Annotated in this window: 10 protein-coding genes; 6 read left to right on the top strand and 4 right to left on the bottom strand. The window is 38.0% G+C overall.

What is annotated here, in order from left to right:
* From N3A72_12110 to dnaK, 3 genes are all read left to right on the top strand, one after another.
* The coding region (locus N3A72_12110; protein ID MCX7920319.1) for an NAD(P)H-hydrate dehydratase at positions 1–1,322 on the top strand (1,322 nt) is incomplete at its 5' end.
* Positions 1,323–1,715: 393 nt separating this feature from the next.
* Positions 1,716–2,159: an Hsp20/alpha crystallin family protein gene (locus N3A72_12115; GenBank protein ID MCX7920320.1), complete on the top strand. Its 444-nt coding sequence runs from the start codon at positions 1,716–1,718 to the stop codon at positions 2,157–2,159.
* 229 nt (positions 2,160–2,388) lie between these two features.
* On the top strand, positions 2,389–4,338 hold the full coding sequence (gene dnaK / locus N3A72_12120; GenBank protein MCX7920321.1) for a molecular chaperone DnaK: 1,950 nt from the start codon (positions 2,389–2,391) through the stop codon (positions 4,336–4,338).
* Positions 4,339–4,444: 106 nt separating this feature from the next.
* Here the strand turns inward: dnaK and N3A72_12125 are convergent, their stop codons facing one another.
* Both N3A72_12125 and N3A72_12130 read right to left on the bottom strand, forming a co-directional pair.
* A complete protein-coding gene (locus N3A72_12125) occupies positions 4,445–5,575 on the bottom strand; it encodes a type II restriction endonuclease (protein MCX7920322.1) in 1,131 nt (376 codons plus the stop codon).
* Positions 5,562–7,124, bottom strand: a complete 1,563-nt coding sequence (locus tag N3A72_12130) for a DNA methyltransferase (protein ID MCX7920323.1) — start codon at positions 7,122–7,124, stop codon at positions 5,562–5,564. The genes N3A72_12125 and N3A72_12130 overlap by 14 nt, the downstream gene beginning before the upstream one ends.
* A gap of 273 nt (positions 7,125–7,397) precedes the next feature.
* On the opposite strand from N3A72_12130, the gene galT reads away from it, so the two are divergent.
* The 3 genes from galT (at position 7,398) to N3A72_12145 (ending at position 10,129) form a co-directional block, all read left to right on the top strand.
* A complete protein-coding gene (galT, locus tag N3A72_12135) occupies positions 7,398–8,414 on the top strand; it encodes a galactose-1-phosphate uridylyltransferase (GenBank protein MCX7920324.1) in 1,017 nt (338 codons plus the stop codon).
* Positions 8,415–8,505: 91 nt separating this feature from the next.
* Positions 8,506–9,687 (top strand): galactokinase, encoded by a 1,182-nt coding sequence (locus N3A72_12140; GenBank protein ID MCX7920325.1) that lies wholly within the window; start codon positions 8,506–8,508, stop codon positions 9,685–9,687.
* A 232-nt stretch (positions 9,688–9,919) separates the two neighbouring features.
* Positions 9,920–10,129 carry a cold shock domain-containing protein gene (locus N3A72_12145; protein MCX7920326.1) on the top strand — a complete coding sequence of 70 codons (210 nt, stop codon included), beginning with the start codon at positions 9,920–9,922 and terminating at the stop codon, positions 10,127–10,129.
* Positions 10,130–10,291: 162 nt separating this feature from the next.
* On the opposite strand, the gene N3A72_12150 is transcribed toward N3A72_12145, so the two are convergent.
* Entirely contained in the window at positions 10,292–11,521 is a 1,230-nt protein-coding gene (locus N3A72_12150) for a glycosyltransferase family 4 protein (GenBank protein MCX7920327.1), read from the bottom strand.
* The coding region (locus N3A72_12155; protein ID MCX7920328.1) for a hypothetical protein at positions 11,518–12,603 on the bottom strand (1,086 nt) is incomplete at its 5' end. The genes N3A72_12150 and N3A72_12155, both read right to left, overlap by 4 nt.

Consider the following 12,603-nt stretch of genomic DNA (forward strand, 5'->3'; position numbering starts at 1 on the left):
AAACGGTTCGCGTATATCTAACCACGAAACCGAATGAACTTTCTCTGGATGCGAAGTCGAACTTGAAAAGATATCTTAAACTCCAGCGTGCACCTAAACCTATTACGATAACTAGCGAAAGACTGCGTAACTTAAAAGAGATGTTAAATGATTTTAATCTGATTATCGATGGGTTATTCGGTACAGGAATGAAAGGGGATATTACCGGATTCTATGCAGATTTGATTTTTATACTCAATGAATCTCGAAAACCGATTGTTGCCATTGATATTCCATCCGGATTAAATGCTAACACCGGGGAACCGCTCGGGATAGCGATTCGCGCAACGTTAACCGTTACACTCGGTCTGCCGAAACCAGGGTTGATAACCTATCCTGGCGTAGAGTATATTGGCAAACTCGTAATCGCCGATATTGGGTTACCGCAAGATTTAATAGCTGATGAAAAAATTACTTTGAATTTACTAACTGCTTCTGAAATCAAATCACTTCTCCCAGTTCGCAAGCCGGATGCGCATAAAAATGATTTCGGTCATATTTTCGTTCTTGCGGGTTCGGTAGGATTTACTGGCGCCGCAACGTTAACCAGTATTTCGGCATTACGTGCCGGAGCAGGGTTGGTTACGCTTGGTATTCCGAAGAGCCTGAATGATATTATGGAAATGAAACTAACCGAGGTCATGACGCTTCCGTTACCGGAAACCAATGCGCAAAGTTTATCACTTGAAGCAGAGCCGGCGATTATGAATTTTACGAAAAAAGCTACCGTTTTAGCAATCGGTCCCGGATTATCGCTGAATGATGAAACCAAGCAATTGGTTCGCCGAATAGTAACCCAGTCAACGCTCCCGATGGTTATTGATGCGGATGGAATAACCGCAATTGCTGAGAATGTTTCTATATTAAAGGAAGCGAAATCGCCAATTATCTTAACTCCACATCCGGGGGAAATGGCACGGCTTATCCATTCTATAACAAAAATAGTTCAATCTGACCGGATAGAACTTGCGCGCCGGTTTGCGCAGGAATATAATGTTATTTTGGTTCTAAAAGGAGCAAGAACGGTTATCGCTGATCCGACCGGACAAGTGTATATTAACCCGACAGGAAATTCTGGAATGGCATCAGCTGGGGTTGGAGATGTCTTAACCGGATTAATTGCCGGTTTCCTTGGTCAGAAATTATCGCCACTAAATAGTGCGTTACTTGGCGTTTATCTCCATGGGCTATCAGCTGATTTAGCAGTTGAAAATCTTACCTCATATTGTCTCATCGCAAGTGATATTCTCGATTATCTTCCTCACGCAATTAAGACATTGTGAATGAGTTGACGCATATCGAACCGTTTTAATTGGCTCTAATTCAATTAATTCGTTATATTATATTTTTAACTGTTTTCATACGCAGTTTTTATCTCTTTTTTAACTTAATATTGAAAACACAAATCCCACCCCCACTCCCCCCACGATGCCATTTTGGCATTGTTGAGATGCGTAATTCTATATTTATCAATAAGAGATATATTCAGCATATTATAAACCTATATCAATTTGGCATATTCAACGAAATTAAGGGCAGGAAATATAAATATATAAAAATTTGATTATATTAGAGTTATTATCATAACAAATGTTTAAATGTGATTTGGTATATTAATTGCTTTTTACATATAGCGCAAAAATTGATTGAAATTCTTTAGAAAGGGGGGAATGAGTATGGCAATTGTTCGATGGAGTCCTTTTAGAGATGTTTTAGGAATTCGGGATGAAATGGATCGGTTATTCGATAACTTCTTCGCGCGAATCGGAGAACGAGGAGCGTTTGATACATCGTGGGCGCCGTCAGTTGACATTTACGAAACTAAAGATGCAGTGGTAATAGATGCAGAACTGCCGGGAATCAAACAGAATGATATCAGCGTTACCGTTTCGGATAATGTCCTGACGATTAAGGGCGAGAAGAAGCAGGAAAAAGAAGTTAAAGAAGAGAACTATCATCGAGTCGAACGTGCCTACGGTTCATTCAGTCGTTCGTTCACGTTACCGGTTGGTGTTCAATCGGATAAAATTAAAGCTAGTTACAAAGACGGCGTACTGAAAATCACCCTCCCGAAAGCGGAAGAAGCGAAACCGAAACAAATCCCGATTGAAGTGAAATAAGGTTTGGTCTAGCGGATGCAGACGGATTGTTGCGGGTGTAATCGAATATTGTCATCCGCTGGGTGTCCGACTGCATCCGTAATGTTTTATGTTGTTCTGGCTTAATTTTGTGTGATTATTTTATATAAAATATAAATTTTGTAGCTGAATTTAATTGTTTTGAAAGAGTGCATATTTTTAAATGTGCACTCTCGGAAAATATAAACTTAAATAAAGAGAGGGAATGTATATGGCTAGCAACAAAGTTATCGGCATAGATTTGGGTACAACCAACTCTTGCGTTGCAGTAGTTGAAGGGGGAGAGCCGGTAGTTATTCCTAATTCGGAAGGCAGCCGAACCACACCATCAGTGGTTGCATTCACGAAAACTGGCGACAGACCAGTAGGACAGGTTGCGAAAAGACAGGCGATAACCAATCCGGAAAATACCGTATATTCTATCAAGCGGTTTATGGGACGGAAATATCGCGAAGTAGGCGCTGAGATAAAACTTGTACCGTATAAAGTGGTTGAAGCGGAAAATGGCGATGTTCGCGTTTTAATTCAGGGAAAAGAATATTCGCCACCGGAAATTTCCGCAATGATACTTCAGAAAATGCGGCAGACTGCTGAGGATTATCTTGGTGAAAAAGTTACGGATGCGGTTATTACCGTGCCTGCATATTTTAATGATAGTCAGCGGCAAGCGACAAAAGATGCTGGGCGAATTGCTGGGTTAAATGTTCTACGAATTATCAATGAACCGACTGCAGCTTCGTTAGCGTATGGGTTAGATAAAAAGAAAAATGAAAAAATTGCGGTATATGACCTTGGTGGCGGAACGTTCGATATTTCGATTCTTGAAATTGGCGATGGAGTTTTTGAAGTCAAATCTACCAACGGCGATACCCATTTAGGTGGCGATGATTTCGACCAGCGAATAATTGATTGGATTGCTGAAGAGTTTAAAAAACAAGAAGGAATCGATTTACGAAAAGACCGAATGGCACTGCAGCGATTAAAAGAAGCGGCGGAAAAAGCGAAATGTGAACTTTCGACAACAATGCAAACAGAAATTAATCTCCCATTTATCACCGCGGATGCCAATGGTCCGAAACATCTGAACTTAACGTTAACCCGAGCGAAATTGGAACAATTAGTTGCAGATTTGATTGAACGTACCGTGGGTCCAGTGAAGAAAGCACTCGAAGATGCAAAGCTAAAACCGGAAGATATCGATGAAGTGGTTCTCGTTGGTGGTCAAACCCGAATGCCAGCGGTACAAGAGTTGGTTAAAAAACTGTTTGGGAAAGAGCCGCATAAAGGGGTTAATCCGGACGAAGTGGTTGCTATCGGAGCAGCGATTCAAGGGGCAGTGTTGAAGGGCGAAATTAAAGATGTTTTATTACTTGATGTTACCCCGTTATCGCTTGGAATAGAAACGTTAGGCGGGGTTATGACAAAATTGATTGAACGGAACACAACAATTCCAACTCGGAAAAGTGAGATATTTACGACAGCTGCGGATAACCAGACTAGCGTGGAAATTCATGTTTTGCAAGGTGAACGGGAAATGGCAGCGGATAATAAAACTATCGGTAGATTCCATCTTGATGGGATACCCCCCGCACCGCGCGGTGTACCTCAAATTGAAGTTTCGTTTGATATAGATGCGAATGGAATTTTGCACGTAAGCGCGAAAGATAAAGCTACCGGGAAAGAGCAGAAGATAACCATCACCGCATCGAGCGGGTTAACCGAGCAAGAGATTAAACGAATGATACGAGATGCGGAAGAACATGCTGCTGAAGATAAAAGAAAACGGCAGGAAATCGAGCTGCGGAATCAAGCGGATTCGTTAGTATATCAGACGGAGAAGACGATGAAAGACCTAGGCGATAAGATGGATAGCGGTAGCAAATCGCAGTTAGAGAATGCGATTGGTAGAGTTAAAGAGGCGCTGAAAGGAAAAGATACCGATGAAATTAGATCCGCTATGGAAGCATTGAACCAGACGTGGCATAAAGTCTCGCAGACGTTATATCAACAAGCAGGCGGTGCTGCAGGAGCAGGAGCCAGTGCTGGATTCACTAGCGCAGGAGCATCCGCCGGTAATGGAAAACCGAAATCGGAACCTGAAGGTGAGACCGTAGATGCGGATTATGAAGTTGTCGACGACGATAAAAAACGCGGGAATTGAAATCGTTAATCCTTAAGTCAGGTTGACTGAAGAAAATGTAAGGCAAGGATAATGTAACATTATATCCTTGCCTTTTTATTTAATATTACATTTTATAAAACTGTTTTTAGATGAAACCATCTAATTTTTCAGCAAAAATATTAATATTCAGTATTTGCTGAAAATGATTTAGGAGATTTACAAATCTTGACTTTCCTTGAGATGTCAACCAATAGTTACCATCACTAATCCAATAGAAACTGCATTGTGGATATTTATCCTTAATCAAGTTATTCAAATCAATATATTCATTCTGGTTTATGCCTATTTTGGTGCCTTCTGTTGAATAGAAATTTATTTCGAAAAGATATTTTGGTTTAGTCTCCTTAAATATAATCAAGTCGAATTTCTTAAGCTTGTTTTCTTTGGGTTTTACGATACCTTCAACATATTTTTCTGTACAATAAACTTTTTCTCCTAAGCTGTTTAATATTTTATTGCAACGTGAAAATTGGAGAGTTGATATATTGTTTTGCTCGAGTAAATGATCAACACAAATGTATCCTCTATCATCCAATATTTTTTTAACTTTTATCTTTGCATATTTCCCATGTAAACCTTTTGTGTCAACCGGTATTCTTTTATTTTGTAAATATTGATACAGATTTACAGAACCAAGCATATCGTTAATTTTAAGATTACTTATAAGATAATTTGCGAAGCGTATCGAAAAATCTTCAAATTCTCTTTTTGTTATACGCTGTTCTAATACTTTAAAATCCCTTGAAATTTTATCTATATATTTAGAAATAGCTATTTTAAAAGATGCTATTATTTGCTTTTTACTTAGTTTTTCAATCTTTTCCATGAAATCTTCATAATTGAAATTAGGTTGCAAAACCGAATAAAATACTTTTTTGAATTCTTCGTCGTGCTTTAAGTTTAAAATGACATATTCATAGATAGATTCGATGTTTAATGTATTTAATCGTGTTATGTCAAAAACAAAGTGAATTAGTTGAGCATTTGTAAAACGTAACTGCTGGAAAAGCGCCTCAAATATTTGAAAACTTTTAGGATTTCTTTTTATATACTCGGCTAAGTCTTCTGTACCCCAATTTGCCCGAGAAGATAATTCTGCTATTTCATTTTGTAATTTAGAAACAGGAATATCAGCATTTCTAAATTCATCTTGAATAAACTCGAGGAAAGATATTTTAGATGCAAAATCTTCGTAGATAGCATCATGATTTTGCATGTTTTACCTCATAAACAAGTAAATATTGGTGAACTATTTTCAAACAATCGTTTGCTGTTTCGGTTTCGTCATCTGAGTTTTCTTTTGTAACAATAATAATTTCTTTTAGATTAATTTCCCGTATTGATAAAAAATCAACTAGTTTTTTTGCTAAGGGTTCAATGAATATACCTGACCGTACATCTTTCGTCTGGATGACAATATGACCAGACTCAACAATAAAAGGCAAATTTTCTATTATAATTTCTTTAGTCTTGACTAAATATGAGTTAATTTCAGAAAACGAAATGTTATCTTCTAAAAAAGCGAATTTAAGAAAAAGCAATTCCTTTTTAGTTTTTGAATCGTTTTTTATTGTTAAAGGAACATCATTTTTAAAAGGTTTAGTAAAAACAAGAACCGAATATTTTTTATTTTTTGCATATCTGTCTATAACATTTCTGTTCAAGCTTGATTCAAAATCGTCATTGGGAAGAACCCACGCTGTTGTAGTTTCCGCTACAACTAATTTCTCTTTAAGTGGCAATTCTGTTATTGTGGTATAAGATAGGCTATTAGCTACAATTTTATTTTCCGTAATTGGAAATACAGTGTGTTTGGGTTTTTCAAAAATTGGTAAATATTCATGTGCAAGAAGTAAAAAATTATATTTTATACTATTAGCATACCAAAATCCGGTGGTCTTGCAATTATGCTGTCTCTTAATTATCAACTCTCGAAGCTTGAAACCGGCGGTTAAATAAACATCTATAAGAGCGAAACCTAACGGAATAACATATTTTTTTCTGCGCGTATCACCAATTAATATTGCACATTGCTTTCCGTGTTTAAGTACTCGGTAACTTTCAGCAGCAACTTTTGCCATTTCCCGAAGGAATTCATCTATATGAAGGAATGATAAATCATTTTCCTTTGAATCCGTATAGTGAATAATATTTGCATAAGGTGGGTGTGAACAAATTAAATCTATCGAATTATCCTCAATAAACGATAAATCTCTTGCATCTCCAACAATAAGTTCCGGTTCATAGATTTTGGAGGCAATTTCTTTATTGGAATAGGAATGAAAAAGAATATCAAAATTAATGTTTTTTCTCGCTAAATCTATAGCTTTTTCATTTATATCAATCGCTCTACATCTTCTACCTAGAAGTTTACATTCAACCGCAGTGGTTCCTGCTCCACAAAAATAGTCCAATACTAAGTCACCAGGATTAGAATACCGAAGGATAACATTCCTGGGAATATAGGGAGACCAGTTTCCGCGGTATTCTCCGCTATGGGATGCCCAATTCCCTCGTTGTTTAAAACTCCAGACGGTAGTTTGTTCTGGTATAAAATTTTTCGGTTGAAGATTTTTTATCTTTTTGGCATAATTCAGTGCACTTATATTTAAACCATGAGTTTTAGTGATAAGTCGTTCAATATATCTAAAGGTAACACCGTATTTCTTACCAATTTCAATGTCTGGAATTCCTTTAGCTTTCTCTTGGAGAATTAGTTCTTGTAAATTTTTATCTTTACTTACTGCTTGATGTTGATGCGACATACTTATTTAGGTTTATAGGTTTTTTCACAGTATAATGATTAATCTAGTATAGAACTATACGCTTAAGTTGTGCAATAGTTAAAATTAATGTATTTTTAAAAAACAATAGAATTTTTCGACCAATAATGGTTTTCAGATTAACCTTTGTACATTAATAGGTAATAGCTATAATTGCTTATTTTAAAAGTTAACTTTAACCGTATGATATAATATACAGTCAACGTATTCTTTTTTTCATAATTTATTTGTTAACATACGGATTGGAGTAATTCAATGTCAGAGCTTCGCTGGAATCCAGTTTTGCAAGAATGGGTTGTAACCGCTACGCATCGAATGGAACGGCCGCAGATGCCAAATGATTGGTGTCCATTCTGTCCGGGCTCGGGACGGGTACCGGATACCTACGATGTCTATATCTATCCAAACGATTTTCCGACATTTTCGGTACCACCGCCGGAAATGGATGTTGAAAGTACCGAGTTATATAAAGTTGCACCTGCAATTGGTGTCTGCGATGTGGTTCTTTATACGCCGGAACATGATACTACATTAACCGCATTGCCAGTTGAGCATATCATCAAACTCGTTCGATTATGGAAACATCGGTTCTGCGAACTTGCTGCGCGCCCAGAGATTCATTATGTATTCGAATTCGAAAATAAAGGGGAAGTGATTGGCGTGACTATGCCGCATCCGCATGGCCAGATTTATGCGTTCAATTATATTCCACCGAAAATCGAAAAAGAACTGCATTCTGCGCAGGAACATTATGCGAAAACCGGCCGCTGTCTTTTCTGCGATATTATTAACGAGGAGAAAAAGGATAGACGGCGGATTATTTTCCAAAACAATAATTTTTTCGCAGTGATACCATTTTATGCCCGCTGGCCGTATGAATTGCATATTTTTAGTCAGCAGCATCTCGGAACCATCGCTCAGTTCGGAGAGCCGGAGATAACCGACTTGGCAAATATACTCAAGATTATCTTACAGAAATATGATAATTTATTCGGATTCTCATTTCCCTATATGATGGTTCTCCACCAGAGTCCAACAGATCGGGAACCGCTGAAACAAGAATGCCAACAGATTTTAAACGGAACACTAGAAAAATCGAGCGGGCTAGAATATCCACAATATCATTTTCATATTGAGTTTTATCCGCCGTATCGGAGTGCAACCAAATTGAAATATTTAGCGGGGTGTGAATCCGGTGCAGGAACTTTTATCAATGATAGTTCTGCGGAGGAGAAAGCTGCAGAATTGCGTAATACTGAACCTAAAAGTTGATAAACGACCGCAAGAGATAACGTTCAATTCCAACTATTCACTTCAAACTCGGTTGACAAACGGTTTGCATTTGAATATTGGATATTGAACATTGACGATTACATTGCATTTATCTACGCTTACTTCACAATTTAAAGTTCAGTTCGGTAGTCTTGATAACCTAATTTGTATTCGTTCACCAGGTCGGGTTAATCTGATTGGGGAACATACAGATTATAATGACGGGTTCGTCCTCCCGATAGCTATCGATCGTGCTATATATATCCTCGCTCAACCACGGTCAGATAATAAGGTTAACCTTTATTCAATGAATTACCTTGAATCAGCAGAATTTACGCTTGAAACAATTTCGCCAACCTCACCGGCGTCGTGGGTGAATTATCCGAAAGGAGTTTTATCGCTGTTATTCGCGCGCAGGCTGGTTAATCACGGGTTCAACGCGTTGATTTATGGCGATATTCCGGTTGGTGCTGGATTAAGTTCATCCGCTGCGCTTGAACTAGCGATAGCATATACTGTTCAGGAGTTATCAGGTTGCACTTTAGCTCCACTCGATATGATCAAATTATGTCAGCAAGCAGAAAATGAATTTGTCGGGGTGCAGTGTGGGATTATGGATCAGTTTATTATTCGACTCGCGAAAGAACATACTGCATTATTTATTGATTGCAGGACATTGCACTATGAATATATTCCCATCCCAAATAATAACATCAGGGTGGTGATTTGTGATAGTGGAGTTAAACGCGGATTGATTAATTCGGAATATAATCTGCGTCAGGAGCAGTGTAAACAAGGAGTATCGTTATTGAAATCATATTTTCCGAACATACTCGCATTACGCGATGTTTGCTGGACAGATTTTATCAACGTTCAAAATAATCTACCGGAATTGGTTCGTAAAAGAGCGCGACATGTTATTTCTGAAAACCAACGAGTTCTAGATGCAGTTAAGGTATTACAGGAAAATAATATCCCCGCGTTTGGTCAGCTGATGAACGAATCGCATAAAAGTTTAAAACACGATTATGAGGTTAGCTGCCCGGAACTCGATATACTGGTTTCGTTAGCGCAACAGTTTGACGGATGTTTCGGGTCAAGAATGACTGGAGCAGGATTTGGCGGATGCACGGTAAGTATCGTTCATTCAGAAGTGGTTGAGCGGTTTATCGACTATATTCAAGCTGAATATCAAAAAGCAACGAAAATTAAACCGGAAATCTATCTAACTTCCGCAAGTTCAGGCGTTTCCCGACTGTTTCTTGAAATTTAATCGGTTTATAGAAGGTTGATTATATTGAAGATAAACTAAATACGGAAAAAAGTGATAATTCATTTGACAAATGAGTAATTAGTATAGTATAATATTTATGGTTCAAAACAGGGTAAAAGCAGATTCAAACGGGTAGAAAACATATTAAGTTTCATCAGTTTGTATCAGCTATTCTAACTGTTTGAATCTGCTTTTTTTATTTTCAAATAGAAAGGAGGGGATATTTTTTAGTATGGCAGATCGCGTTAAGGGTAAAGTGAAATGGTTCAATGACCGTAAAGGTTTTGGGTTCATTTCGCAGGATAACGGAGATGATGTTTTTGTGCATTACTCCGCCATAAGTATGGACGGATTCAAAAGTATCGCAGAAGGCGATGCGGTTGAATTCGAAGTGGTCAAAGGACCGAAAGGTTTATCCGCCGCTAATGTAAAAAAAATCTAGCTTCGCTTTCAGCAAGGTAGTTGTTGTAAAACAGCGGATATAGCAAGCAGTATAAGTTTTGTTTCAGGTTAGCCCTTTTGTAGTAACAAGTAAAGTAGTATCTACACTCCTTTCTCGTAACACCAGAAGGGCTTTTTTCTTTCGTTAAGAGAAGCCGACTCATCAGTCCCCTTTCCGATGTAAAACCTCATGATATACTTCCATTAATTGCTGATAATGTTTTTCCGGAGTTAATTCTGTTTCAACCAACTGCCGTGCTTGTTTCCCCATTTCAACCAGTTTATTTTTGTTGGTAACCGCTCGGATGAGTTGCTGGCGTAAATCCTGGCTATTTCCCGGTTGGAATAAGTAGCCGGTCTGTCCATCAACAACCAATTCCGGAATGCCACCGATATTTGCGCCAATAACCGGTTTCCCGAGTGCAAACGATTCGATAATCGTTCGCGGGTTATTCTCATACCACTCTGACGGAATAACTACCGCGAGTGCATGACGAATTTCATCCTGCAACTCTCTCCCGCGCTTATATCCGAGGAAAACTACATTCTTTATCTGTTCCTGTTCAACCTTTTGTTCTAATCGTTCCTGTTGTGGTCCTTCACCGATAATTTTAAGCGTACAATCTAATTCTTTAACCGCATCAAGCAGCGTTAATACTCCCTTCTCTTCGGATAGCCGGCCAAAGTAAACCAACGTATTATCTTTCGGTTGATATTCCGGTGTATATTCCGCAGCATCTATAAAATTCGGTAGATATACTATTCTTCCCTTAAATCCCATTTCGTGCGTTTTATTAAGCAGAAATCTACTGGGTGAAATAAAAACATCTACCTGTTCATAAATATGCAGAATGGAATGATGAAGATACATTTCCACCATAGTGAGAATACTTTTTATTCGGGAGTTCTTAACACAGCGATGCAATACTACTTTATAATACTTTCCGTTCTTGCAATCATCGCATACCTGCTGATCCCGATATAAAACATATATTGGACAGGTGAGTTTATAATCATGCAACGTCATGATGATAGGAATATTATTCTTTTTCAAACTATCTATAATCGACGGGGAGATTTGATGATAAATATTATGGAGATGCGCTAAATCCGGTTTTTCTTTATCGATTAGCATCTGGATTTTCTTTTTCGCTTCTAAGGAATAGAGAATTCTCCCTGCGGTTTTAAATTGCTGGAATATTCCACCTGATTGTTTAAAATTAATATTTGAAACGAAATATTCTGATTCGGATGATGGTTGATTTTCCGGAGCAACCATAGAAAAAAAACGAACCGTATGTCCATTTTTTTTCATAAGCTCCGCAGTTTCAAAAAAGACTTTTTCTGAGCCGCCTTTGGGATAGAAAAATTTGTTGACTAATAGGATTCTCATCGACGAAGTTGCGTCCTATACTTTAACAAAACCATTTGATAATCATCTCGAATAATATCATTATGCCATAATTCTATCCAAGACGCATTTAAACTTACAGCGGTAGCTAACAGCTTTTCTAAGAAATCCGCTGACGGTGTATTGAGCTCGCATTGTAATCCAAATGGAACATTAAACGAGGTAAGTAGTTTTACTAAAGGATGTGAAACAACTGTAGATGGATTAAATTTACCGAACCATAATCCCATTGGTAAAACCAATCCTCCTTTTGCCTGGGCAGTTTTGATCGCACAATTTACTATAGCACTTGACTCTACATAACTTCTTTTACTTTTCTCTAATGCAGATACCCCAAACCAGTCTGTGAACGCTAACCCGAGTGGGGTATTGGGAAAAGCATCAAGAAAAATATCAACACATCGTTTCCAATATTCGATGAACAATTGGGAGGCGTTTTCATCCCAAGATAAAGTGCTAAACTCGGAATAATTATCTTGTGCCCACATTATTTCTAATCCGTTTCCAGTCGGTCCTCCGGTGATAGCGATATACGCAATGCGGTTTTTATTTGGATGTTGATTTAGATATTGGGCGTAGGCCTTAATAGTTTTAGACCAAATTGCTAGCATCCCGTTGTTAAGTTCACGCCTCCCATTCTTCTCTATCCAAGGTAAATAGGTTTTGACTTTTTTTCGGTCTCTAGTTGGGCTAGTATATTCAAACGAAGTTACATTCGCTGCTTGATATGCCCAGTCCGGTGCATGGGTTCCTGCAAGAATATGATACCCCAACTTTTTATTTGATTGAGCTGCTTCATTTAACATCCGATCAAGCCCAATCCAAGTATATTTCCCGGATTCTTTTTCGACTGTCTTCCAAGTGGTATAATTGGAGATACCATCAATTGCTTCATAGGAAAATAGATTAATCCGTTTTCCATTTTTTACTACCCAATTTGCGGTATTAGTTACACAAAACAGACCTTGGGGCGGAGTTGGTTTACTAACCGAAATTGGTGATTCGGGGCTCCGTTGATTGCGTTTAATGTTTCTTAACACATTAGGATCAAGTTGCGCTAATAC

This window comes from bacterium (assembly GCA_026416715.1).
In the GTDB taxonomy this organism is placed as follows: Bacteria; UBP4; UBA4092; order JAOAEQ01; family JAOAEQ01; genus JAOAEQ01.